Source organism: Aestuariivirga sp. (genome assembly GCF_047602625.1).
In the GTDB taxonomy this organism is placed as follows: Bacteria; Pseudomonadota; Alphaproteobacteria; order Rhizobiales; family Aestuariivirgaceae; genus Aestuariivirga.
Map to the genome: position 1 here is coordinate 472,301 of NZ_JASGGV010000001.1, position 22,411 is coordinate 494,711.

Genomic DNA, 22,411 nt, shown 5'->3' on the forward strand with positions numbered 1-22,411 from the left:
GCGTGGCCCTCACCTCCCCACCGCCTTTGGCGGCGGGTCCTTTCCTCTCCCGCAGGCGGGAGAGGACGCGTGACCCCCCTCTCCGGCAAGCTGGCGGAGAACATCATGCATTTTGGCCGCGTGCTGCGCGAGGCCGGAATCCCCGTGGGGCCGGGGGCGGTTCTGGATGCGCTGGATGCGGCGCAGTCGGGCTCGCTCCGCACGCGCGAGGATTTTTACTGGACGCTGCATGCGGTGTTCGTGAAGCGGCGCGATCAGCGCGAGGTGTTTGACCAGGCGTTCCACGTGTTCTGGAAGAAGCCGAAGATGCTGGAGCAACTCATGCAGCTGTTCTTCGTGCAGGTGGCGCGCGATGTGGGAGAGAAGGCGAAGCAGGCTGGCTTCCGCCGCCTCGCCGAAGCGATGTTCGACAGGCACGAGGCCGAAAGCCGGGAGCGCCAGCGCAAGGACGATCTTGAGATCGACGCAAGCTTCACCGCCTCCGCCGATGAAGTGCTGCGCGCCAAGGACTTCGAGCAGATGACGGTGGCCGAGCAGGCGCAGGCGAAGCAGGCGATTGCAAAACTGCGTTTGCACCGGCCCGAGGTGATGACCAGGCGCTATCGCCCCGCCTTGAACGGAAACCTGATCGACATGCGCCGTACCCTCAAGGGAAGCCTGAGGGCCGGCGGGCATTTCATCGATCTCGAAAAACGCGAACGGCGCTGGCGGGAGCCTCCGCTGGTGGTGCTGTGCGATATTTCCGGCTCATGCTCGAACTACAGCCGCATGTTCCTGCATTTCCTGCATGCGCTCACCAATGACCGTGACCGGGTGACGGTGTTCCTGTTCGGAACGAGGCTCACCAATGTGACGCGCGAGCTGAAGCGCCGCGACATTGACGAGGCGATGGCCAAGGTTTCAGGCGCGGTGAAGGACTGGTCGGGCGGCACGCGCATCGGCACCTCGCTGAAGGAGTTCAACTATCACTGGGCGAGGCGTGTGCTGACGCAAGGCGCGCATGTTTTGCTGATGACCGATGGGCTTGACCGCGAGGATACGGGGCTTCTCTCGCATGAGATGGCGCGCCTGAGGCGTCAGGCCAAACGCATCACCTGGCTGAACCCGCTGCTGCGCTTTGATGGCTTTAAGCCTTTGGCGGGCGGCATCCGGGCGATCATGCCGTATGTCGATGAATTCCGCCCCGTCCACTCGCTCGAACTCGCTGGCTGATCTGGCGGCGGCCCTTGCAGGCCCGCCCGCTGCGGCGCATGATCCAAAGCGCTGGCTTCATTAGGAATATCGGGCATGGCATCGAGTGATCACACGCTTCTGGAACAGGCCTCGGGCTGGCTAAAGGAAGGCCGCAAGGTGGCGATTGCCACGGTGGTTGAAACCTGGGGATCGGCCCCGCAGCCCATCGGCTCGCAACTGGTGATCGACGGAGAAGGGAACTTCCTGGGCTCCGTCTCCGGCGGCTGCGTGGAGGGTGCCGTGGTGACGGAGGCGCTGGACGTGATCGCGGAGGGCAAGCCAAAATTGCTGAACTTCGGTGTCGCCGATGAAACCGCCTGGCGCGTCGGCCTCGCCTGCGGGGGGAAGATCGGCGTTTATGTGGAGCCGGTGACGTGAGGGAGGACGATCCTGGCGCATTTTGTCTTCGCCCCGCGCGAGCGGGGAGAAGAAGGGGACCCATCGCTCTTGCGATGGGGGAGAAGAGGGGCACCCGGTCTCTTTGTGAGAACATCCGTTGGCCCCTCTCCTATCCCACCGCTGTGCGGCGGGCCCCTTTCCTCTCCCCGCTCGCGCGGGGCGAGGACAGGAGCGCAGGATGAAAGCCCAAACCCTCAAGGCCCTTCTCGCGGCGCGGGCCAACAGGCAGGCGGTGGCGCTGGTGACCGATCTGGCATCGGGGGCGGAGCGGATTGTCAGGCGGGCGGACACAAAAAATGATCCGTTGGCGGAGCAACTGGATCAGGCCTTCCGCTTCGACCAGTCGGGCACCCATGAGGGGCAGTTCGTCAACATTCACAATCCGCCGCTTAGGCTTATCATCATCGGGGCCGTGCATATCGCCCAGGCGGTGATCCCCATGGCGGAGCAGGCGGGCTATCAGGTGTCGGTGATCGACCCGCGCGGTGCCTTTGCGACGGGCACGCGCTTTCCCGGCGTCGAACTTCATGCCGATTGGCCGGATGAGGTGATCCCGAAGATCGGGCTTGATGCGCGCACCGCGCTGATCGCGCTAACCCATGATCCCAAGATCGACGATCCGGCGCTCAACGCGGCGCTCAAGTCTGATCTCTTCTATATCGGCGCGCTGGGTTCGAAGAAGACGCAAAGTGCGCGGCAGGAACGGCTGAAGGCGCAAGGGTTTTCCGATGACGCCATCGCGCGCATTCACGGGCCCATCGGCCTCAACATCGGGGCCAAGGGCGCGCCGGAAATCGCCATCTCCATCATGGCCGAAATGACGAAGGCCCTGAGGCTGGGCGGCTGAGATGGAGTTCGGCAAGCTGCCGCTTCACGATGCGGAGGGCGCGATCCTCGCCCATTCCGTGAAGCATGGCGGCGGCGTGTTCAAGAAAGGCCGCGTGCTTTCCGCTGAAGACGTTGAGGCGCTGTCGCAAGCCGATGTGACGGACGTGTTCGCGGCGCGGCTCGGCAATGCCGATGTGCCCGAAGACGAGGCGGCGGACAGGATCGCCCGCGTCATCGGCGGCCAAGGCACCACGGCGCAGGCGCCCTTCACGGGCCGCGCCAATCTTCACGCCATGGCGCGCGGCGTTGCCATCGTGGATGCCGAGCGGGTGCGGGCGGTGAACCGCATTCACGAAAGCCTCACGCTGGCCACCGTGCCGCCCTTCGCGCAGGTGGATGAGCGCGAGATGGTTGCGACGGTGAAGGTGATCCCCTTTGCCGTGCCGCGCGAGGTGCTGGAGGAGGCGCTGGGCGTCATCGGCGACCAGCCATTGCTGCGCGTGGCGGTATTCAAGGGAAAGCGCGCCGGCCTCGTCATCACCACTCTGCCGCAGACCAAGCCTTCGATTGTCGCCAAATCCGAAGAGGCCATCCGCGAGCGGATTGAGGCGCTGGACGGGCACCTCGCCGACGTGCGGGTGGTGGGCCACGCCATCGCGGCGGTGCGCGGCGCGGTGGAAGAATTATCGGCGGAAGGCTGCGACCCGCTGCTGCTGTTCGGCGCCTCGGCGATTGTCGACCGGGGCGACGTGATCCCCGCGGCCCTGGCCGAAGCGGGCGGCGAGGTGATCCATCTGGGCATGCCGGTGGACCCCGGCAATCTGATGATGCTGGGCAGGCTGGGCGAGGTGCCGGTGATCGGCGTTCCCTCCTGCGCGCGCTCGCCCAAGCTCAACGGCTTTGACTGGGTGCTGGCCCGGGTGATGGCGGGCGAAAGCGTGTCCGCGCAGGATATCATGGACATGGGGGCGGGCGGCCTGCTGGCGGAAATCCCGACAAGGCCGTCACCGCGCGAAGGCAAGCCCAAGGTGCAGCGCGCGCCCCGCGTGGCGGGGGTGGTGCTGGCGGCGGGACTTTCCTCGCGCATGGGCGCGAACAAGCTGCTGGCCGACATTGGCGGCGTGCCGATGATCCGCCGCACGGTGGAGGCGCTGGTGCCGGCGGGCCTCGCCTCGCTCACTATCGTCACGGGCCGCGATGCGGATGAGGTGGAGAAGGCGCTGGCGGGATTGCCGGTGACCTTCACGCACAATGCACGCTTTGCGTCGGGCCTCGCGTCATCGCTGGCGCGCGGCATCGCCAGCGTGCCCGATACGTCGGACGCGGTGCTCGTGTGCCTCGGCGACATGCCGCGTGTTGACGCGCAGGCGGTGGCGAAACTGGTGGCGGCTTTCAATCCGGCGGAGCACCGCTCGATCTGCGTGCCGGTGTTCAAGGGCCAGCGCGGCAATCCGGTGCTGTGGGGCAGGCAGCATTTCCTGGCGCTGATGATGATCGACGGCGACAGGGGCGGCCGTGCGCTGATGGACCAGCTTCACGATGATCTGGTGGAGATCGAGATGCCCGATTCAGCCGTGGTGACCGATGCCGATACGCCGGAGGCGCTGGCAAGGCTCAGAGCAGGCCTGTCTGCCTGAAGCTGAGATGGCCCTTGCGGCCCACCACCACATGGTCATGCACGGCGACGCCCAGCCGCTGGCCCGCTTCGATGATCTTCTTCGTCATGTCGAGATCGGCCATCGAGGGCGTGGGATCGCCGGAGGGATGATTGTGGACGAGCACGATGTTTGACGCGCCGAGTTCCAGGGCGCGCTTCACCACCTCGCGCGGATAGACGGGCGTGTGATCCACCGTGCCTTCCTGCTGCACCTCATCGGCGATCAGCTGGTTCTTCTTGTCGAGGAACAGCACGCGAAACTGCTCGATATCGGAAAAGGCCATGGCGGCCCGCACATATTCGAGAATGGCGCTCCAACTGGCGAGCAGCGGGCGGTTGATGACCTTTCCGCGCATCAGCCGCATGGCGGCGGCATGGACGATCTTGAGCTCCGTCGCCACCGCTTCGCCAACGCCTTTCACTTTCATCAGGCGTTCGGGCTCCGCACTCAAAACCTCGGCAAAGGTGCCGAAGCGGGCGAGAAGCTGCTTGGCGATGGGCTTGGTGTCGCCCCGGCGGATGGCGCGGAACAGCACCATCTCGAGCAACTCGTAATCCGGCATGGCATCGGGGCCGCCGGTGGTGAAACGGTCTTTCAGGCGTTCGCGGTGGCCGAGAAAATGCGGCGCAGGAAGTTTGACGCCCGCATCGTCAAACCCCGCCACGGATCAGGCCCGGAGGATCGGGCCGTCGAGGCCCTTGGGCGACAGGGTGAAGATTTCAACGCCGTCCTCGGTGACGCCCACCGTATGCTCGAACTGGGCGGTGAGGGATTTGTCGCGCGTCACCGCCGTCCAGCCGTCGCTCAAAATCTTCACATGCGGCTTGCCGAGGTTGATCATCGGCTCGATGGTGAAGAACATGCCGGGTTTCAGTTCGATGCCTTCGCCCATGCGGCCATAGTGCAGAACGTTGGGGTGATCGTGGAACACGCGGCCCAACCCATGGCCGCAGAAATCGCGCACCACCGAGCAGCGTTCGGCCTCGGCATAGGTCTGGATGGCATAGCCGATGTCGCCCAGATGCGCTCCGGGCCTGACCATGGCGATGCCGCGCATCAGGCATTCGTAAGTGACCTCCACCAGCCGCTCAGCCTTGCGATTCACCTCGCCCACGCAATACATGCGGCTGGAATCGCCATGCCAGCCATCGACGATCAGCGTCACGTCGATGTTGACGATGTCGCCCTCGCGCAGCGGCTTGTCATTGGGGATGCCATGGCAGACGACATGGTTGATCGAGGTGCAGATGGATTTGGGATAGCCCCGGTAGTTGAGGGGGGCCGGAACCGCGTGATGATCGCGCGCGAATTCATTGCATACGCGGTCGAGCGCCTCGGTGGTGACACCGGGCTTCACCAGCGGCACCAGCAGGTCCAGCGCCTCGGCGGTGAGCTGGCCCGCCTTGCGCATGGCGGCGAAATCCTCCGGACCATGCAGCTTGATGCGGGAGGAGCGGGCGGTTTCGGCTTCGGTGTAGGTCATTCAAACTTCCAGATGGCCGCGCGGGATGCGGCCTTGCGTTACGTAACATGCCAGCAATGGCCGAAAGCCTCAACAGGCCTCCGCCGCTTGCGGCGAACTGCCCCGCACATAGGAGGGTTGGGCCTTCTCCGCAAGAAGCCCCAGGGTTTTGACAGGTTTGCGGCGCGGTGGCAGATGAGGCGCATGACAGACCATCCGCTGACCGCCGCCGTGCTCCTGATCGGCGATGAAATCCTCTCCGGCCGCACCAAGGACAAGAACCTGGGCTTCATTGCCGACTATCTGACGGCGCTGGGCATCGACCTCCGCGAGGCACGGCTGGTGCCGGATGTGCAGGAGGAAATCGTCACCGCCGTGAATGCGCTCCGGGCGCGCTATACCTATGTCTTCACCACCGGCGGCATCGGCCCCACCCATGACGACATTACCGCCGACGCCATGGGCGCAGCCTTCGGCGTGCCGGTGGACCATGACCCGGAGGCTGTTGAGATCCTGCTCAAATGGTTCAGGGAGATTGGCCGCGAGCCGAACGAGGCGCGGATGCGCATGGCGCGCGTGCCCAAGGGCGCGGTGCTGATCGACAATCCGGTGAGCAAGGCGCCGGGCTTCCAGATCGGCAATGTGTTCGTGATGGCGGGTGTGCCGAAGATCATGAACGCCATGATGGATTCCCTCGCGCCAAGGCTTTCGCGCGGCGTGGTGATGCAGTCGCGGACGGTTGAGTTCAATGCGGGCGAGGGCGACATCGCCAAGCCGCTGGGCGAAATCCAGGCGCAATATCCGATGGTGGTGATCGGCTCCTATCCCTTCCAGAGCGCCAAAGGCTTCGCCGCCAACATCGTGCTGCGCTCGCGCGATGAAGCAGCACTGGAAGAGGCCTTCACCGCCGTGACAGCGCTGGCGGAACGGCTGGCCCCGAAAGGGTAAGGCAGCTAGCCGCCCTGCCTTTGACGGGCGATGCGCTCGGCGAGACGGGCGTGAAGGGAAATGTTCTCGGCCGACAGCATGTCGCCGATCCTGAAGCACCAGTCGTGGCGAAGGCGCGTCTCGCGGGCGTTGCGCTCGCCGATGGCATGGAGCGCGTGTGTGTCTCCGAGCAGGGCTTCGATCTCTGCAATCGCGGCGGGAACATCCGGGCTCAGATCGATGAGCGCCTTGTCCCAGCCGAGCAGCCTGCCGGTTTCATCGGTCTGTGGCCGGAGGCCCGCCACCACGCATCCCGCCGCCAGGCATTCAAACCATCTTTGGCCGACGATGGAATAGGGGAAGGCCCGTGAGCCGCCCGATTCCCGGACATCATAGGCGAGGGCGATTTTCGACGCCGCCGTGAAGGCCCAGAATTGCCGCCGGTGGGCATCGATATCGGTGATGGCCGAAATGTTCATGTGATCGGTGTGATACATGAGGCGCGGCGATGACGGCGCGTTAAACCGCTCCGAAAGGGCGCGCATCAGGTCCGCAGGCTGCCGCCCATAGGCCATCACATCGATCGTCCTCGCCCGCGCACCATATTGCGTTTTCGCGGTGTCGACGCCGAGCGGAACGAGATGCATGGGCCCCGCGAAATGACGTTTCAGATCGGCCACCGCCTCCGGGAACGGAAGGAACACCACATCGGCAATCTGGTTCAGGTCGAAGCGGGGATAGAGCAGTTTCTTCAGCCCGCTGCGGCGGCCGCTGTAGTAATCCGCGATGCCCCAGCAATCGAACACATAGAGAAAGATTCGCGCCCCGTTCCGCCGCAATTCCAGCAGCGCCGGACGCACGCTTTCGATGGTGTAGATATCGATACTGGCGCAGAACACGACGGCGTTGGCGGGGTTGCTGATGTCTTCCGCGCCGTTCACGAATTTTGCGCCGGTGGTTGCGCCAAGCACGTCCTCGAATTCCGTGACGCAGCACATGGCGGGCACGCGGAGGAGGTTTCGCAGCGACAGGATATAAAGATCAGGGGCAGCCATGTGTCGCCTGTTCATAACATGGAATTGCCGGGAGTGAAGCCGCATGGCTATAGTGCGGCAGGGGCAGGGACAGATCACATGGACGAGAAATGGCAGCACAGTTTTCCGGTGTCGTGGGACCAGTTTCACCGTGACGCGCGGGCGCTGGCATGGCGGTTGAACGGGGCGGGGCCGTTTCGCGCCGTGGTTGGCATCACGCGCGGCGGGCTGGTGCCGGCGGCGGTGGTGGCGCGCGAACTGGGCATCCGGGTGATCGAGACGGTGGGCGTGGCTTCCTATGATTATGACAAGCAGGGCCAGATCACCGTTCTGAAGACCATCAGCAAGGAATTGATGGAGGGCGGCGGCGAGGGCGTGCTGATCGTCGACGATCTTGTGGATACGGGCGGCACCGCGCGGGTGGTGCGGGAGATGCTGCCCAAGGCGCATTTCGCCACCGTCTATGCCAAGCCCGCCGGGCGGCCGCTGGTCGACACCTTCGTGACCGAAGTGAGCCAGGATACGTGGATCTATCTGCCGTGGGACATGGGGCTGCAATTCACGCCGCCCATCGGCGACAAGGGGAAAGCATGACCGAGATCGATGCTGCGCTGAAAGAGGCCGTCGCCAATTTCGTGGCGAAGCATCCGAGGGGCAAGGCGGCGCAGGAGCGCGCGGCCAAAGTGATGCCGGGCGGCAACACGCGCACGGTGCTGTTCACAGCGCCTTTTCCGATCCGCGCCGAGAAGGCTGAAGGTGCGCATATCACCGATGTGGACGGGCATGACTATCTTGATCTGCTCGGCGAATATTCAGCGGGCATCTATGGCCATTCGCATCCGCGCATCCGGAAGGCGGTGACGGAGGCGCTGGCCGCCGGCATCAACATGGGGGCGGCGACAGATCGCGAGGTGGCCTTCGCCGAAGCCGTCACCAAGCGCTTCAACATCGACCTCGTGCGCTTCACCAATTCCGGCACCGAGGCCAATCTGATGGCGCTGTCGGCGGCGCGCTGCTTTACCGGGCGCAAGAAGATCATGCCGATGGAGGGCGGCTATCACGGCGGCGTGCTCTATTTCAGCCATGGCGGCTCGCCGGTGAATGCGCCCTTCGATTGCGTGCTGGCCGATTTCAACGAGGTGGAGAAAACCCGCGCGCTGATCGCCAAACATGGCGATGAGCTGGCGGCGGTGATCCTCGAGCCGATGCTGGGCGGCGGCGGGTGCCTTCCGGCATCGCTTGAATTTCTTACCATGCTGCGGGAAGAAACGAAGACGCGCGGCATCGTGCTGATCTTTGACGAGGTGATGTCCTCGCGCCTGCATCCCGGCGGGCTTTCGGCGCAATTCGGCATCGAGCCTGATTTGAAGACGCTGGGCAAATATATCGGCGGCGGCATGAGCTTCGGCGCATTCGGCGGCAAGCGCGAGATCATGGAGTTGTTCGATCCCACGAAGCCCGACGCGCTGCCGCATGCCGGCACCTTCAACAACAACATGCTGACCATGACGGCGGGCCACGCCGGCATCACCGAAGTTTTCACGCCCGAGGCCTGCGTGGCATTGAATGCGCGCGGCGACCGGCTGCGCAACAGCCTGAATGACCTGTTCATGAAATACCAGGTGCGCATGAAGGCCACCGGCATGGGCTCGATGATCACGCTGCATCCGGTGGGCGGGGAGATTGCGTCTCCCGCCGATCTCGAGAAGGCGGACAAGCGGCTGAAGCGGCTGCTGTTCCTCGACCTGCTCGACCAGGGCATCTACATGGCCGAGCGCGGATTCATGGCGGTGTCGCTGATGGTGAATGACGCCGATTGCGCCCGCGTGGTGGCGGGCGTCGAGCATTTCATCAAGACGAGGCGGGCGCTTTTGGTCTGAGCGCCGGCATGACGATGCGGCTCATGAGGTTCACCGGCATCTTCCACTGATCGGTCCTGTTGTAGTTTCCGGCGAGGATGACCACCACGAGATCAAGGCTGGGGATGACGATGAGGCGCTGCCCGCCATTGCCGAAGCCTGCGTGCCACAGCTTGCCGCTGTCGACGAGCTTGCCGATCCACCATTGATAGCCGTAGCGGATGCCCTGTTCGACAAGCCCGCGCGGTTCAATCGATTGCGCCAGCCAAGGCCTCGGCACGATGCCCTTGCCGCCATCGAGCATGAGCTGCCCGATGCGCGCCAAATCCGATGGCGTCATGCGCAGGCCCGATGCGGCGGCAGGCTGCCCGTCGCTGCCCCTGATCCATTCCACATCGGAAATGCCAAGCGGCACGAACAGCCGTTCGGCGGCAAAGCTGTCGAGCGCTTGGCCGGTGCCTTTCGCAATGAGATGGCCCAGCAGGGCGGTGGCGCCGCCGCAATAGGTCCACACGCTGCCCGGCCGGTGGATCATCGGGCGTTCGAGAATGAAGCGGATGCGGTCTGGCGCTGCCTCCATCAGCCGTTCGGCATTGTCGGGGTCGGCGTAGTTCATGCCTTCATCCCAGGCGATGCCCATGCGCATGGAGAGGATGTGCCCGATGGTCATGCGCCGCCGCAGCGGATCGCCGAACAGCGGGGCATAGTCGGGAAATGCATCATGCGCGGGCGCGGAGGGCGGCGGCACTTTTCCCTGCTCCAGCGCGATCCCGTACAGAAGGCCGACGATGCTCTTGGTGATGGAGCGCAGATCGTGGCGGATATTCAGGCCATGCTGCACCAGCCCAAGCGGCTTTCCCCAGATTTCATCCGGGGCTGCGGCAAAATGCGCAAATGCGATGGCTCCTTTCCGCGCCAGCAGAAGGCCATGAAAACCGGGAAAGGCACCCAAGGAAAGTGCTGAATTCAGCCGTTCTTCAAGATCAGACGCAAGGCCTGCCTCCCGGAGCGTAATCTCCGGCCAGGGTGAACCCGGCAGGCGGGGAGGTGAAGTGATTCCCATGGCGCAGTGTTGCAAGGCTGTGGCACCATGCCAACCCCGCGCCCAGCCGGGCGCAGCAGACAATGGAGAACATCATGTTGCAGCGATCGGGCAACCGTTTCAACGCCCAGGAGCTCTGGCAGAAGGACCACGATCATTTCCTTCATCCCTGGACGCATTTCGATTCTTTCAAGACGGACGGCTCGCTCATTATCACCGAAGGCGAGGGCGCCTACATCACCGACGTGAACGGCAGGCAGTATCTCGATGGCCTTGGCGGCATGTGGTGCGTGAATGTGGGCTATGGCCGCAATGAGCTGGCCGAGGTGATGGCGGAGCAGGGGCGATTGCTCGCCTATGCCAATCCCTTCGTGAACATGACCAACGCGCCCGCCGCCGAACTTTCCGCCAAGCTGGCAGAGATCGCGCCCGGCAGCCTGAACCACGTTGCCTTTTCAACCTCGGGTTCCTGCGCCAATGACACGGCGATTCGCCTGGCGCATTTCTATCACGGGCGGAATGGCGAGCATGGCCGCAAGCACATCATCTCGCGCTTCAACTCCTATCATGGCTCGACCTATCTCGGCATGTCGCTGGGCAACCGTGACGGCGACCGCACGCCGTTCTTCAACTATGTGACGGACTTCATCCATCACCTCTCCGCGCCCTATCCTTACCGGCGGCCCGAAGGCATGACGGAAGATCAGTTCACGGATTTTCTGGTCGATGAATTCAAGGCCAAGGTGAAGGAGCTAGGCAAGGAGAATATCGCCGCCTTCATCGCCGAGCCGATTCAAGGGTCGGGTGGCGTGGTGATGCCGCCCAAGGGATACCTCAAGCGCATGCATGAGGTGGCGAAGGAAAACGGCATTCTCTTCATCGCCGACGAGGTGGTGACGGGCTTCGGCCGCGTCGGCCACTGGTTCGCGTCGCAGGACGTGTTCGGGATCGAGCCGGATATCATCGTGTCGGCCAAGGGCCTCACCTCCGGTTATCAGCCGCTGGGCGCGACGATCTTTTCCGATGCCGTCTATGACGCGATCAGCCAGCCGGGGCCGGACGTGTGGTTCGCGCATGGCTTTACCTATTCGGGCCATCCCGTGGCCTGCGCCGTCGCCAACAAGAACATCGAGATCATCGAACGTGATGGCCTGCTGGAAAATGCGCAAAAGGTCGGCGATCATTTCGAGAAGCGGCTGGGAGAACTGAAAGCCCTGCCGCTGGTGGGCGACGTGCGCGGCAAGCGGCTGATGATGTGCGTGGAATATGTGGCCGACAGGAAGACCAAGGCGCATCTGCCGGACGAGATCAACATCTCCAAGCGCATTTCCAAGCTGTGTGAAAAGCGCGGCCTTCTGGTGCGCCCCATCGGCCATCTGGATGTCATGTCGCCGCCGCTGACGCTCACCATGGCGCAGGCCGATTTTCTGGTGGATACGCTGGGCGAGGCGATCAACGAAGCGACATCTGAACTGAAGAAAGAGGGGCTGCTCGCCGCCTGAACATGAATTGAAACCGGCCGCGGGGGCGTTGCGGCCGGTTTCTTTGGCTGCAAGTTCCGGCAGAGGGGGCGTTGATGACGCCGGAACCCGCAGTTATTCGGAAAGCGTCAGATCAGTAGCAAACCCACTGCTTGGTGAAGTACACCTTGTAGGCGGTGTGGCTGTAGTTCCACTGCTTGTGCTTCACCATCTGCCAGCCGCAGCCGCCGCCGTAGTAAGCGGGCGCGTAACCGTAGCCATAGCCGGGGTAGCCGTAACCATATCCACCGAAGCCGCCGAAGCCGATGCCGACGTTGATGTGGGTCTTGGCTTCCGCCGTGGTGGCGGTGGCGGCCATGCCGGTGGCGAGGGTCGCGGCGGCGGCGAGAGCGATGAGAGACTTGCGGATCATGATGTCGTTCCTTCTGTTGCCTCAGCGGTGGGGATCACCGTTGTTGGATGCGGTTGTAGAGCGCCTGCGCTGAACGCAAACTGAGGGCGGCATTTATCTGCCGTTCATCTTCGGGAGACCGTCAGAGACGGATGGCGAAGATATCCTGCGGGCCGTCTTTCTCATCCACATGGGAGCCGATCTGGACGGCGGACAGCTTGGCGGCGAGGGCGCGGGAGGGCTGATTTTCGGGCGCGATTGACAGGATCGCCAGCCCTGTGCCTTCAGCCTTTGCCCAATCCAGATAGGCGCGCACAGCCTCCTCGCCAATCCCCAGGCGGCGGAAGGGGGCGAAGACGGTGTAGCCAATTTCGATGGCCAGCATCACCTCGTCACCCAGCCGGAAGGGCTTTGGGCGGCCGTGGCTGTTGAGGGTGCCCGCGACCACGCCCGTCTGGCGAATCGTCAGCGCCCGGATGGACCACGGGCCGTAGGCCGGATCATCCGTCCATTGCCTGAGCCTGACATCGAACACCCAGCCTTCGCCAAACCAGTCATCGGGCACCGGGCCCATGAGGCGGTGAACGGTGTCGCGATCACCCTTTGCTGTCGCGGCCAGCGCCGAGAGCGGCACAAGGCGGAGCGCCAGCCTTTCGGACAGAATATCGCTCACAGGGAGGCTTTCAGGGCCTTGGCCAGATTGCCGCTGGCGCCGGCCTCAACGCCCGAAAGGCCCAGCCAGCCCGCCATGCGGTAAAGCTCCTCCGCCATAGCCTGCGCCGTTTCGGCGGGAGAGGCGTGCTCCTCCAGATGGGCGGCGTTGGCGCGCAAAACCCCCGCCTGCCGGTCTGCCTTGAGGCACACCCGGCCCACGAAGCGGTCGCCCATCAGGAAGGGAAGCACGTAATAGCCAAATTTCCGTTTGGGGGCAGGGGTATAGATCTCGATCCTGTAGTGAAATCCGAAGAGTCTTTCCGCCCGCGCCCGTTCCCAGACGAGGGGATCGAAGGGGGAGACGAGCGCCGTTCCGCCCGCTTTCCGGCGAGGCCGCGTGTCCCTGTGGCGGAAGGCTTGCTGCTTCCAGCCATCAACAGAGGTGGCAATGAGGGTTCCGTCTTCGACGAGTTCGGCCAGTGCCTTTTTGGTGTCGAGGACGGGCAGGCGGAAATAGTCGCGGAGGTCGAATTCCGTGCCCACCCCCAGCGCCAAAGCGGAGAGTTCCAAAAGGCGGCGGTGGCTTTCTGCCTCATTGGGCGTGGGCAGGTTCAGAATTTCGGAGGGAATCACCCGCTCCGGCAGGTCATAGATGCGCTCGAAGCTGCGCCGCGTGGCTGTGGTGACGAGGCCCTGATCGAACAGGCATTCGAGCGCCAGCTTGCCCTTGGACCAGCCCCACCAGCCGCCTTCGCCCTTGCCGGCATCGGGAAGATCGCTCACCGCCGTCGGGCCGTTTTTCGTCACGAAATCGAGGACGGAGCGGACATAGGCTTTCTCCTCCAGCCCGAACCGGTCCATCGAGCCATAGGTGCCATTGCCCGCCCGGGCCCTTGCCATGCGCCAGCGCATCAGGGGATGAAGCTCCAGCGGCAGCAGGCTTGCCTCATGCGCCCAGCATTCAAAGAGATCGCGCGTGCGGTTGTGGAAGGCCCGCCGGTCCAGCGTCTCGTGGCTGTAGGAGCCCAGCCTTGAGAACAGCGGCAGATAATGCGAGCGCACCAGAACATTCACGCTGTCGATCTGCAGCAGGTTGATCTGGCGGATGGTGCGGCCGAGCCTTGCCCAGGTGACGGGCCTGTCGCGCTCGGGAAAATCGAAACCCTGCGCGGCCAGCGCCAGGCGGCGGGCTTCGCCGATGGTCAGCGTATCAGGCAGCTTGGTCCTGCCAGACGGCTTCAACAGGTTTGGCGGCGCCGGCATCGAGGGCGGGATTGTATTTGTAGAGCGTCGAGCAATAGGGGCAGACGATCTCACTGTCGCGCCCGATGTCGAGGAACACATGCGGGTGGTCATAGGGCGGCAGCGCGCCGATGCACATGAATTCCCTGGCGCCGATCTCGATCGCGGAGAGACCCATGCTGTTCTGGAAATGCGGTGTTGTGCCGTGCGCCATGTGAAGCCCCGAACAATCTTGAATGGCAGGGCGATTAGCATATGTTTCGCGCCATGCACAGGTTCAATTCCGGCGGCGTGGACATCGCCTATGACATGGCGGGCGAAGGCCCGCCGGTCCTCCTCATCCACGGATTTGCCTCCAACGGGCGGGTGAACTGGGTGGATACCGGCTGGGTGAAAACGCTGGTGGACGCCGGGCACCAGGTCTTCACCATCGACAATCGCGGCCATGGAGAGAGCGGGAAACTCTATGATCCCGCCCTTTATTCCGCCACTGAAATGGCCGAGGATGCACGGCGGCTGCTCGATCATCTGGCAATCACCAAGGCCGATGTGATGGGCTATTCCATGGGCGCCCGCATCACGGCCTTCCTCACCATCCGCCACCCGGATCGGGTGCGGCGTGCGGTCTTCGCGGGGCTTGCCTCACGCATGATCACCGGCGTGGGCGGCAGTATGGAAATTGCCGAAGGGCTGGAAGCCCGGCGATCCGCCGATGTGACGGACCCGGGGGCGCTCGCCTTCCGGCTGTTTGCCGAGCAGACGAAAAGCGATCTCCTGGCGCTGGCCGCCTGCATCCGCTCCTCGCGCGTCAAGATCACCGCGGAGGAACTGGCGGCGATCAGGGTGCCGGTGCTGGTCGTGGCCGGCGAAAAGGACGGCATTGCCGGAGATGTCCAAACGCTTGTGAATGTCATCCCCGGCGCGCAGGGCGTCGTCATCCCCCGCCGCAACCACATGAATGCGGTGGGCGACCGTGTGTACAAGGAGGCGGTGGTCAGCTTCCTGCGGGACGATCAGGGGCAGGTTGTGGGCTTGTAGATTTCCAGATTGGCAAGCTGGCCGCCCAGCGTGAAGTCGCCGTAGTTGAGCACCAGATTGGATGCGACGCCATTGGCGTACATATCGAAGGAAATCTGGTAGGTCGGCTGGTCGGAATCATCGCCATCGTTCTTCAGCGGAAAATAGCTGAGCGACATGGGCCATGAGGCGAAGGCGGAAAGCGGTTTGGCATTCGGGTTGTCATTGTCTTTCGCGTTCTGGCCCGGCTCCTTCTTCTTGCCGATGAAGGTGATGACGCGGAAGGCGTTGGCATCATCCGAGCCGTCGAAGATGACGCTGCTGTCGCGGCTCTCGCCCTTTGCCGCCATGTCCATCAGATGCGCCTGGTGCTGCATCGGAAACAGCGCTCCGGCATCGACCGTGAATGGCTTCGGCGTGTCCTTGCCGCTGGTGCCGGAAATGGGGGAGTTGAGATCGGGGCGTGACGCCTTGATGCGCGTTTCGTCGCCAAGCTGGTTGTTGGTGTATTCCTTCTGGTTGAACTGCATCTCCAGCCCGTCCGGCGTTTCAAACGAGGTGGATTGCGTGTCGATGGTCTTGGCATCGCCGTCGGATGGGCTGTAGCGTGTGGCCATGCGGAAATTGGTGGTCCAGCCGTCGCAGGCCGAGCCCTGGATTTCAAACGCCAGCCGCCCGTCCACGGCCGAAAGATGCGCCTTGTCGGTGGCGTTGAGCATCTTGATGTCGTAGATCGCCCGGTGGGCGGCAATGCTGGCGGCTTCGGCCTGCCAGCCCACCACCGTGAACAGCAGGGCGAGGGTAAGTCTTTTCATGGGGCTTGAAACTCCTTGCGTGCGATGGTCCATTGCCGCTCCCGCAGGCAGACCCTGCACCGGCTCGAGCTTAAGGCATCACCTCTATGACGACAACATTAGGGCGGAAACCGCGTGTCCTTGCAACGCGGAAGATGATGCCGGATGTGGAACAGCGGTTGCAACGGGATTACGAGGCCGTGCTGAACGAATCCGATACGCCCCCCAGCATGGCCGAATGCCTGAAGGCGGCGGAGGGGAAGGATGCCATTGTCATCACCTCCTTCGAGAAGTTCGGGCCGGAGTTCATTCCCGCGCTCTCGCCATCGGTGCGAATCATCGCCACCCATTCGGTGGGCTATGACCATCTGAGCGTGCCGCAGGCGAAGGCGCGGGGGCTGGCGCTTACCAATACGCCGGACGTGCTGACCGATGCGACGGCGGATATTTCCATGCTGCTGCTCCTGGGCGCGGCGCGCGGCGCCTCGTGGGGCGACCGCATGGTGCGCGAAAACCGCTGGGGCACGCCCACGCTGGTTTCACCGCTGGGGTTTGATGTTTCCGGCAAGCGGCTGGGCATCTTCGGCCTTGGCCGTATCGGGCAGGCGGTGGCCAGGCGCGCCAAGGGCTTCGGCATGGAATTGCATTATCATTCGCGCAATCCCGTCGCCGATGATCTGGCATCGGGTGCCCGCTATCATGCATCCTTCGAAGGGATGCTGCCCTTCTGCGATTTCCTCTCCATCAATTCCGCCTCCACACCCGAAACGCGCGGCATCATCAATGAGCGCACCATTGCGCTGCTGCCGCCCAACGCCATCATCGTCAATGCGGCGCGGGGTGACATCGTGGATGATGCGGCGCTGATCGCGGCGCTGAAAAGCGGCAGGCTTGCCGCCGCGGGCCTCGACGTGTTCAAGGGCGAGCCTGAGATAAATCCCGGCTACCGCAGTCTTGAAAACGTCTTTCTGCTGCCGCATCTGGGCAGCGCCACGCCGGGCACGCGGAGCGCCATGGGCCATCGCGCACTCGACAATCTCGACGCCTTTTTCAGGGGCGATCGGCCAAAGGATTTATTGACAGGAGACTGAGATGGGAAAGATCGACGCACGGCTGGCGGAACTGGGCATCACGCTGCCGACGCCCGCCGTTCCGGTGGCCAATTATGTGGGCTGGGTGAAGACCGGCAATCTGGTGTTCACCGCGGGGCAGGTGACGCTGGCCGATGGCAAGTTTCACTATCTCGGCAAGGTCGGCGGCGAGATTTCGGCTGATGACGCCAATGCGGCGGCGCGGCTGTGCGCCATCAACATCCTGTCGCAGATCCGCGAGGCCTGCGGCGGCGATCTCGACCGCGTGGTGCGGATCGTGAAGCTCGTGGGCTTCGTCAACGCTGTGCCGGAGTTCAAGGATCATCCCAAGGTCATCAACGGCGCATCGGACCTGATGGTGCAGGTGTTTGGCGACAAGGGCAAGCATGCGCGCTCGGCCGTTGGCTCGGGCTCGCTGCCGCTGAACGTGGCGGTGGAAGTGGAAGCCATCGCGGAGATCGCATGAGCCTGGACTTTCTCACCCAGCGCCCCATCGCGCATCGCGGCCTCCACGACCGTGCGATGGGGGTGATCGAAAATTCCCGCGAGGCTTTCCAGGCGGCGGTGGCGGGATCATACGCCATCGAATGCGACCTGCAACTCACCTCCGATGGCGCGGCGGTCGTCTTCCATGACGACACGCTGGAACGGCTGACGGCGGAGGCGGGGCCGGTGAAGAACCGCACCCAGGCGCAGCTCACGTCGATCAAGCTGAAGGGCGGCGCCAGCGCCATTCCACGCTTCAAGGACATGCTGTCGCTGGTGGCAGGGGCGGTGCCGCTGGTGATCGAACTCAAATCGCACTGGGACGGCGACACGCGGCTGGCCGCGCGGGCGATCGAGGACTTGCGCGACTATCGCGGCGCTTACTGCCTCATGTCCTTCGACCCCGACATGATCGAGGCTGTGAAGACTCTTTCACCATCCACGGTGCGCGGCATCGTGGCGGACCGCGTGGAGGACGAAGAATATTCGATCCTCTCGCGGGGGAGGCGCATGGAACTGATGACGCTGAGTTACCTCGCGCGCACGCAACCGCAGTTCATCTCCTATTATTTCCGCGACTTGCCGTTTGCGGCCGTGACGGCCATCCGCCAGACAAACCGCCCGGTCATCAGCTGGACAATCCGCTCGCCCGAACAGGCGGAGGAGGCGCTGCGTTACACCGACCAGATCACCTTCGAGGGGTATCGTCCCTGAATGCATGAGGTGGCGGCAAGCGTTCGCGACATCAGGGCCAGCGACTGGGACCGCCTTGCCAATCCGCCGGACCGGCCCTTCAACCCGCTGGTGAGCCATGCCTTCTTCCTGGCGCTTGAACAGTCGGGCTCGGCCATCGCGAAGACCGGCTGGGCTCCGCGCCATGTGATCCTGAAAGATGCGGCGGGCCAGATCACCGGCATCGCGCCCGCTTATCTCAAGAGCCACTCGCAGGGCGAATATGTGTTCGACCATGGCTGGGCCGATGCGTTCCAGCGGGCGGGCGGGCGCTATTATCCGAAGCTGCAGGTGGCGGTGCCGTTTTCGCCCGTGCCGGGCCTACGCCTCTTCGCGGCGGATGATGCAATGCGCGCCGCGCTGGCCAAGGCGCTGATCGACCAGTGCAAGGCCGACCGCGCATCCTCCGTACACGTCACATTCCTGACCGAAGGTGAATGGAACGCGGTGGGCGGCGGTCCGTGGCTCCGGCGCAATGACATCCAGTTCCACTGGCACAATCAGGGCTATGCGAGTTTTGATGATTTCCTCAAGAGCCTGTCGTCGCAGAAACGCAAGAACATCCGCAAGGAACGCGCAGGCGTTGCGGAGCAGGGCATCACGCTGGAGTGCGTGACGGGCAGCGACATCCGCGAGGCGCATTGGGACGCCTTCTTTGAATTCTACATGGACACCGGCGCGCGGAAATGGGGCAGGCCCTATCTCAACCGCACCTTCTTTAGCCTGATCGGCAATACGATGGCCGAACACACGCTGCTGGTGATGGCGAAGCGCAATGGGCGGATGATCGCCGGGGCGCTGAATTTCATTGGCGGTGACGCGCTCTTTGGCCGGAACTGGGGCGCGCTCGAGCATCACCCGTTCCTGCATTTCGAGACGTGCTATTATCAGGCCATCGACTTTGCGATCAGCCGCAAGCTGGCGCGGGTGGAAGCGGGCGCCCAGGGCGACCACAAGCTGGCGCGCGGCTATCTTCCACAGAAGACCTACAGCCTGCATTATCTCGCCCATCCCGGCCTGTCGCGCGCCGTGGCGGAATATCTCGAAGCCGAGCGGGCGGGCGTTGACCATGAACAGGCGGCGCTGGCGGCGCATTCGCCGTTCCGCCATGAACAGGATTTTTGAGGGGCACACGCATGACCTACGACACCAACAACATCTTCGCCAAAATTCTGCGCGGCGAAATTCCGTGTCACAAGATTTATGAAGACGCGCATGTGCTGGCCTTCATGGATGTGATGCCGCAGGTGGATGGCCATGCGCTGGTCATCCCCAAGGCGCCGTCGCGCAATCTGCTGGATGCCGACCCCGCCGTGTTCGCGCCGCTGTTCGCCGCCGTGCAGAAAGTGGCGAATGCCGCCAAACAGGCCTTCGATGCCGAAGGCGTGCTCATCAAGCAATTCAACGAGGCAGCGGCGGGCCAGACGGTCTATCACCTTCACGTGCATGTGCTGCCGCGCAAGGACGGGCAGGAGCTGAAGCCCCATTCCGGCAAGATGGCGGACCACGCGCTGCTGGCGAAACAGGCCGAGGCCTATCGCGCCGCGCTTAAGGTTTGACCGTGATCAAGGCCACTTGTCCGCGCCGGGGCTAATATCCCGGCCATGAAAAGGAGACCTTCATGAATCATCGCCACCGCAAAGTCTTGCACAGTCTGTTCAGCCATCCCCTGCCGAACAACATTCATCTTCGGGAACTGGAAGGCGTGTTCAAGGAACTGGGCGCTGATCTGGACTTTACGGGCCAGGGCCGCCTGAAGGTGACGCTCAACGGCCATTCCGCCGCCTTCCACGGAGCCGATCACGGCCTCTCGCATGAGGAAGTCGTGAGCATCAAGAAATTCGTGGAAACCTGCGGCGTCGATCCGGCGCGCGACTATCCGCTCTGATCAGCGCCCGGTGAACCGGGGTTTGCGCTTGGCGATGAAGGCGGCGCGGCCTTCGGCATAGTCCGAACTGTCAAAGCACGCCGCCGACAGGGCGGCCACCGCATCGGCTTCCACATGGCCGGGGCGGGCGGCGATCATGTCGAGGGCGCGCTTGGCGTGGCGGAGGGTGAGGGGCGCACCCTCCGCGATGGCCGCGGAGATCAGGCGTGTTTCGGCTTCCGCATCGGCAACCGCCCGGTCGATGAGACGCAGCCGCAACGCTTCTTCCGCGCCGAGGCGGTGGGCGGTGAAGATCAGGTCTTTGGCCGCCGCGGGGCCGATGGCCGACACCAGATCGCGCAACCCGTCGAGCGGGTAGGCGAGTCCGAGCCTCGCCGGCGGGATGGCGAAAGAAGCTGTCATGTCAGCCACGCGGAGATCGCAGGCGAGCGCCAGCCCAAGGCCGCCGCCGATGCAATGCCCCTGGATCATGGCGATCACCGGCTTCTGCGCCTGCCGCAGCGCGCCATAGGCCTCCGCATTGCGGGCGGCATAGGTGACGGCGTCGGCGGCATCCTTGCGGCTGCTGTCGAATTCGGAAATATCGGCCCCCGCCGCGAAGGCTTCCGTTCCCGCCCCCCTGACCACGATGGCCTTCACATCAACGTGCTCATCAAGAGATTTGATGAGAGCGGGAATGCCCTCCCACATGGCGGTGTTGAGCGCGTTCCTGCGCTCCGGCCGGTTCAGCACCAGCCAACCGGTTGATCCGTCAATGAAAGCCTGAAGATTGGGGGTGGGCGAGGGAAGCGTGATCATGGCGATCCGCTACACGCCACCATCCGTTAACGCAACCGCCTCGCAGCTTCGCGCAACTCTCCCCATATCTGTGCGTTCCGTGTATAATCGTCCGTTCCGAGGAGATCGCCATGCGCCAGTCCGCCAAGCCCCAATCGGTTGAACGTCTCGACCCCGTCTGGTCGCGCGTCCGCGAGGAAGCGCAGGAGATCGCCCGCATGGAGCCTGCTATGGGAGGCTTCATCTTCGCGCTGATCCTCAACCATGACACCTTCGAGCAGGCACTGATCCACCGCCTGGCGCAGCGCCTCGGCAATGCCGATATCGGCGCCGACCTCGTGGTGCAGGCCTTCGAGGATGCGCTGGAGGCCGACCCCGAAATCGGTTTTGCCGCCCGCGCCGATATTCTCGCCACCTTCGAGCGCGACCCGGCCTGCCACCGCTATGTCGACCCGCTGCTCTATTTCAAGGGCTATCAGGCGCTGCAGACGCACCGCATGGCGCACCAGCTCTGGACAATGGGGCGCAAGGATTTCGCCTATTACCTGCAGAGCCGTTCCTCCATCATCTCCGCCGTCGACATTCATCCCGCCGCCGTCATCGGCAAGGGCATCATGGTGGATCATGGCCATGACATCGTGATCGGCGAGACCACGGTGATCGAGGACAATGTGTCGATCATGCAGGGCGTGACGCTGGGCGGCACCGGCAAGGCGGCGGGCGACCGTCATCCCAAGATCAGGCGTGGCGTGCTGGTGGGCGCGGGGGCGAAAATCCTCGGCAACATCGAGATCGGCCATTGCTCGCGCGTTGCCGCCTGCTCTGTGGTGCTGCATGACGTGCCGCCCAATTCCACGGTGGCGGGCGTTCCGGCCAAGGTGGTGGGCTATGCGGGGTGCAGCGAGCCGGCGCTCGTCATGGACCACAATGTGGAGCCGGTTGCGGCGGAGGCGGAGAGGGGCTAGACGGGCGGGCGATCTCCCCACTCCCTCAAGAGGCTCGCCTTGACGCCGGACGAAATCACCAAGCTGAAGAAGTTTCTGCGCGGCAAGTTTGAATTGCCTGAGCTTGATGTCCGCAAGCGCATGCAGCGCAAGGGCCTGGCCGAAGTGTTCATCGGCGAAGAACAGGTGGGCCAGATCGAGAAGGACGAGGAGGATGGCGAACTCTCCTACAGCTTCTCCATGGATATCGACAATCCGCCCGCCGACGTGACCAAGATGGCCCCGCGCCTGCGCGAGATTTTCGGCCTCGAGACGATCCAGGTGAAGGGCCGCGCCCGCAAGACGGATTCGGCGGAGGTCTTCATCGCCGATGAATTCATCGGCCTCGTCTACCGCGACACCGAGGATGGCGAGGTGCGCTGCAACTTCACCATGAGCATTCTGGATTTCGATCTGGAGTAGGCGTTAACCT

General features: G+C 63.7%; 27 protein-coding genes. 17 read left to right on the forward strand and 10 right to left on the reverse strand.

The window, feature by feature from the left end:
* Positions 1-69: 69 nt before the first annotated feature.
* The 4 genes from QM694_RS02425 to QM694_RS02440 all read left to right on the forward strand — a co-directional run bounded on the left by QM694_RS02425 (position 70) and on the right by QM694_RS02440 (position 4,097).
* Positions 70-1,212: a vWA domain-containing protein gene (locus tag QM694_RS02425; RefSeq protein WP_415005359.1), complete on the forward strand. Its 1,143-nt coding sequence runs from the start codon at positions 70-72 to the stop codon at positions 1,210-1,212.
* A 75-nt stretch (positions 1,213-1,287) separates the two neighbouring features.
* Entirely contained in the window at positions 1,288-1,611 is a 324-nt protein-coding gene (locus tag QM694_RS02430) for an XdhC family protein (protein WP_415005360.1), read from the forward strand.
* 199 nt (positions 1,612-1,810) lie between these two features.
* A complete protein-coding gene (locus QM694_RS02435) occupies positions 1,811-2,479 on the forward strand; it encodes an XdhC family protein (protein WP_415005361.1) in 669 nt (222 codons plus the stop codon).
* Between the two features lies 1 nt (position 2,480).
* Positions 2,481-4,097, forward strand: a complete 1,617-nt coding sequence (locus tag QM694_RS02440) for an NTP transferase domain-containing protein (RefSeq protein WP_415005362.1) — start codon at positions 2,481-2,483, stop codon at positions 4,095-4,097.
* On the opposite strand, the gene radC is transcribed toward QM694_RS02440, so the two are convergent.
* Positions 4,075-4,782, reverse strand: coding sequence for a RadC family protein (gene radC, locus QM694_RS02445; protein ID WP_415005363.1), 708 nt, complete (start codon positions 4,780-4,782; stop codon positions 4,075-4,077). The genes QM694_RS02440 and radC overlap by 23 nt on opposite strands.
* Positions 4,783-4,785: 3 nt before the next feature.
* Positions 4,786-5,601 (reverse strand): type I methionyl aminopeptidase, encoded by an 816-nt coding sequence (gene map / locus QM694_RS02450; protein WP_415005364.1) that lies wholly within the window; start codon positions 5,599-5,601, stop codon positions 4,786-4,788.
* A 183-nt stretch (positions 5,602-5,784) separates the two neighbouring features.
* On the opposite strand from map, the gene QM694_RS02455 reads away from it, so the two are divergent.
* Complete coding sequence (locus QM694_RS02455) at positions 5,785-6,528, forward strand: competence/damage-inducible protein A (RefSeq protein ID WP_415005365.1); 744 nt, start codon at positions 5,785-5,787, stop codon at positions 6,526-6,528.
* Positions 6,529-6,533: 5 nt separating this feature from the next.
* On the opposite strand, the gene QM694_RS02460 is transcribed toward QM694_RS02455, so the two are convergent.
* Positions 6,534-7,562 (reverse strand): glycosyltransferase, encoded by a 1,029-nt coding sequence (locus QM694_RS02460; protein ID WP_415005366.1) that lies wholly within the window; start codon positions 7,560-7,562, stop codon positions 6,534-6,536.
* A gap of 78 nt (positions 7,563-7,640) precedes the next feature.
* Between QM694_RS02460 and gpt the strand changes: the two genes are divergently transcribed.
* A complete protein-coding gene (gpt, locus tag QM694_RS02465; RefSeq protein ID WP_415005367.1) occupies positions 7,641-8,135 on the forward strand; it encodes a xanthine phosphoribosyltransferase in 495 nt (164 codons plus the stop codon).
* Positions 8,132-9,421 (forward strand): aspartate aminotransferase family protein, encoded by a 1,290-nt coding sequence (locus QM694_RS02470; RefSeq protein ID WP_415005368.1) that lies wholly within the window; start codon positions 8,132-8,134, stop codon positions 9,419-9,421. The genes gpt and QM694_RS02470 overlap by 4 nt, the downstream gene beginning before the upstream one ends.
* Here the strand turns inward: QM694_RS02470 and QM694_RS02475 are convergent.
* On the reverse strand, positions 9,393-10,463 hold the full coding sequence (locus tag QM694_RS02475; RefSeq protein ID WP_415005369.1) for a serine hydrolase domain-containing protein: 1,071 nt from the start codon (positions 10,461-10,463) through the stop codon (positions 9,393-9,395). The two genes, QM694_RS02470 and QM694_RS02475, sit on opposite strands and share 29 nt — an antisense overlap.
* A 74-nt stretch (positions 10,464-10,537) precedes the next feature.
* Between QM694_RS02475 and QM694_RS02480 the strand changes: the two genes are divergently transcribed.
* Positions 10,538-11,944 (forward strand): aminotransferase, encoded by a 1,407-nt coding sequence (locus QM694_RS02480; RefSeq protein WP_415005370.1) that lies wholly within the window; start codon positions 10,538-10,540, stop codon positions 11,942-11,944.
* Between the two features lie 112 nt (positions 11,945-12,056).
* On the opposite strand, the gene QM694_RS02485 is transcribed toward QM694_RS02480, so the two are convergent.
* From QM694_RS02485 to QM694_RS02500, 4 genes are all read right to left on the reverse strand, one after another.
* Positions 12,057-12,335, reverse strand: coding sequence for a hypothetical protein (locus QM694_RS02485; protein WP_415005371.1), 279 nt, complete (start codon positions 12,333-12,335; stop codon positions 12,057-12,059).
* A 121-nt stretch (positions 12,336-12,456) separates the two neighbouring features.
* Positions 12,457-12,987: a GNAT family N-acetyltransferase gene (locus QM694_RS02490; RefSeq protein ID WP_415005372.1), complete on the reverse strand. Its 531-nt coding sequence runs from the start codon at positions 12,985-12,987 to the stop codon at positions 12,457-12,459.
* On the reverse strand, positions 12,984-14,186 hold the full coding sequence (locus QM694_RS02495; RefSeq protein ID WP_415005754.1) for a winged helix-turn-helix domain-containing protein: 1,203 nt from the start codon (positions 14,184-14,186) through the stop codon (positions 12,984-12,986). The genes QM694_RS02490 and QM694_RS02495 overlap by 4 nt, the downstream gene beginning before the upstream one ends.
* On the reverse strand, positions 14,179-14,424 hold the full coding sequence (locus tag QM694_RS02500; protein ID WP_415005373.1) for a zinc-finger domain-containing protein: 246 nt from the start codon (positions 14,422-14,424) through the stop codon (positions 14,179-14,181). The genes QM694_RS02495 and QM694_RS02500 overlap by 8 nt, the downstream gene beginning before the upstream one ends.
* Positions 14,425-14,477: 53 nt before the next feature.
* Between QM694_RS02500 and QM694_RS02505 the strand changes: the two genes are divergently transcribed.
* On the forward strand, positions 14,478-15,248 hold the full coding sequence (locus QM694_RS02505) for an alpha/beta fold hydrolase (RefSeq protein WP_415005755.1): 771 nt from the start codon (positions 14,478-14,480) through the stop codon (positions 15,246-15,248).
* Here QM694_RS02505 and QM694_RS02510 read toward each other — a convergent pair.
* Positions 15,224-16,042, reverse strand: a complete 819-nt coding sequence (locus QM694_RS02510) for an EipB family protein (RefSeq protein WP_415005374.1) — start codon at positions 16,040-16,042, stop codon at positions 15,224-15,226. The two genes, QM694_RS02505 and QM694_RS02510, sit on opposite strands and share 25 nt — an antisense overlap.
* Positions 16,043-16,128: 86 nt before the next feature.
* On the opposite strand from QM694_RS02510, the gene QM694_RS02515 reads away from it, so the two are divergent.
* From QM694_RS02515 to QM694_RS02540, 6 genes are all read left to right on the forward strand, one after another.
* Entirely contained in the window at positions 16,129-17,112 is a 984-nt protein-coding gene (locus tag QM694_RS02515; protein ID WP_415005375.1) for a 2-hydroxyacid dehydrogenase, read from the forward strand.
* Position 17,113: 1 nt separating this feature from the next.
* Positions 17,114-17,578: a RidA family protein gene (locus QM694_RS02520; RefSeq protein WP_415005376.1), complete on the forward strand. Its 465-nt coding sequence runs from the start codon at positions 17,114-17,116 to the stop codon at positions 17,576-17,578.
* Positions 17,575-18,312, forward strand: a complete 738-nt coding sequence (locus tag QM694_RS02525; RefSeq protein WP_415005377.1) for a glycerophosphodiester phosphodiesterase family protein — start codon at positions 17,575-17,577, stop codon at positions 18,310-18,312. Before QM694_RS02520 ends, QM694_RS02525 begins: the two co-directional genes overlap by 4 nt.
* A complete protein-coding gene (locus QM694_RS02530; protein ID WP_415005378.1) occupies positions 18,313-19,455 on the forward strand; it encodes a GNAT family N-acetyltransferase in 1,143 nt (380 codons plus the stop codon).
* 11 nt (positions 19,456-19,466) lie between these two features.
* Complete coding sequence (locus QM694_RS02535; protein ID WP_415005379.1) at positions 19,467-19,889, forward strand: HIT family protein; 423 nt, start codon at positions 19,467-19,469, stop codon at positions 19,887-19,889.
* A gap of 62 nt (positions 19,890-19,951) precedes the next feature.
* Positions 19,952-20,218, forward strand: a complete 267-nt coding sequence (locus QM694_RS02540; RefSeq protein WP_415005380.1) for a hypothetical protein — start codon at positions 19,952-19,954, stop codon at positions 20,216-20,218.
* On the opposite strand, the gene QM694_RS02545 is transcribed toward QM694_RS02540, so the two are convergent.
* The gene (locus QM694_RS02545) at positions 20,219-21,016 is read right to left on the reverse strand and encodes an enoyl-CoA hydratase (RefSeq protein ID WP_415005381.1); all 798 of its coding nucleotides are present in this window, start codon (positions 21,014-21,016) and stop codon (positions 20,219-20,221) included.
* Between the two features lie 110 nt (positions 21,017-21,126).
* On the opposite strand from QM694_RS02545, the gene cysE reads away from it, so the two are divergent.
* Both cysE and QM694_RS02555 read left to right on the forward strand, forming a co-directional pair.
* Positions 21,127-21,960: a serine O-acetyltransferase gene (cysE, locus tag QM694_RS02550; RefSeq protein ID WP_415005382.1), complete on the forward strand. Its 834-nt coding sequence runs from the start codon at positions 21,127-21,129 to the stop codon at positions 21,958-21,960.
* A 39-nt stretch (positions 21,961-21,999) separates the two neighbouring features.
* A complete protein-coding gene (locus tag QM694_RS02555) occupies positions 22,000-22,401 on the forward strand; it encodes a DUF3126 family protein (RefSeq protein ID WP_415005383.1) in 402 nt (133 codons plus the stop codon).
* Positions 22,402-22,411 lie beyond the last annotated feature (10 nt).

Coding starts and splice junctions, on each gene's coding strand:
- QM694_RS02430 (WP_415005360.1), top strand. CDS start 1,288: ATGGCATCGAGTGATCACACGCTTCTGGAACAGGCCTCGGGCTGGCTA.
- QM694_RS02435 (WP_415005361.1), top strand. CDS start 1,811: ATGAAAGCCCAAACCCTCAAGGCCCTTCTCGCGGCGCGGGCCAACAGG.
- QM694_RS02440 (WP_415005362.1), top strand. CDS start 2,481: ATGGAGTTCGGCAAGCTGCCGCTTCACGATGCGGAGGGCGCGATCCTC.
- map (WP_415005364.1), bottom strand. CDS start 5,601: ATGACCTACACCGAAGCCGAAACCGCCCGCTCCTCCCGCATCAAGCTG.
- QM694_RS02455 (WP_415005365.1), top strand. CDS start 5,785: ATGACAGACCATCCGCTGACCGCCGCCGTGCTCCTGATCGGCGATGAA.
- QM694_RS02460 (WP_415005366.1), bottom strand. CDS start 7,562: ATGGCTGCCCCTGATCTTTATATCCTGTCGCTGCGAAACCTCCTCCGC.
- gpt (WP_415005367.1), top strand. CDS start 7,641: ATGGACGAGAAATGGCAGCACAGTTTTCCGGTGTCGTGGGACCAGTTT.
- QM694_RS02470 (WP_415005368.1), top strand. CDS start 8,132: ATGACCGAGATCGATGCTGCGCTGAAAGAGGCCGTCGCCAATTTCGTG.
- QM694_RS02475 (WP_415005369.1), bottom strand. CDS start 10,463: ATGGGAATCACTTCACCTCCCCGCCTGCCGGGTTCACCCTGGCCGGAG.
- QM694_RS02480 (WP_415005370.1), top strand. CDS start 10,538: ATGTTGCAGCGATCGGGCAACCGTTTCAACGCCCAGGAGCTCTGGCAG.
- QM694_RS02485 (WP_415005371.1), bottom strand. CDS start 12,335: ATGATCCGCAAGTCTCTCATCGCTCTCGCCGCCGCCGCGACCCTCGCC.
- QM694_RS02500 (WP_415005373.1), bottom strand. CDS start 14,424: ATGGCGCACGGCACAACACCGCATTTCCAGAACAGCATGGGTCTCTCC.
- QM694_RS02505 (WP_415005755.1), top strand. CDS start 14,478: ATGCACAGGTTCAATTCCGGCGGCGTGGACATCGCCTATGACATGGCG.
- QM694_RS02510 (WP_415005374.1), bottom strand. CDS start 16,042: ATGAAAAGACTTACCCTCGCCCTGCTGTTCACGGTGGTGGGCTGGCAG.
- QM694_RS02515 (WP_415005375.1), top strand. CDS start 16,129: ATGACGACAACATTAGGGCGGAAACCGCGTGTCCTTGCAACGCGGAAG.
- QM694_RS02520 (WP_415005376.1), top strand. CDS start 17,114: ATGGGAAAGATCGACGCACGGCTGGCGGAACTGGGCATCACGCTGCCG.
- QM694_RS02525 (WP_415005377.1), top strand. CDS start 17,575: ATGAGCCTGGACTTTCTCACCCAGCGCCCCATCGCGCATCGCGGCCTC.
- QM694_RS02530 (WP_415005378.1), top strand. CDS start 18,313: ATGCATGAGGTGGCGGCAAGCGTTCGCGACATCAGGGCCAGCGACTGG.
- QM694_RS02535 (WP_415005379.1), top strand. CDS start 19,467: ATGACCTACGACACCAACAACATCTTCGCCAAAATTCTGCGCGGCGAA.
- QM694_RS02540 (WP_415005380.1), top strand. CDS start 19,952: ATGAATCATCGCCACCGCAAAGTCTTGCACAGTCTGTTCAGCCATCCC.
- QM694_RS02545 (WP_415005381.1), bottom strand. CDS start 21,016: ATGATCACGCTTCCCTCGCCCACCCCCAATCTTCAGGCTTTCATTGAC.
- cysE (WP_415005382.1), top strand. CDS start 21,127: ATGCGCCAGTCCGCCAAGCCCCAATCGGTTGAACGTCTCGACCCCGTC.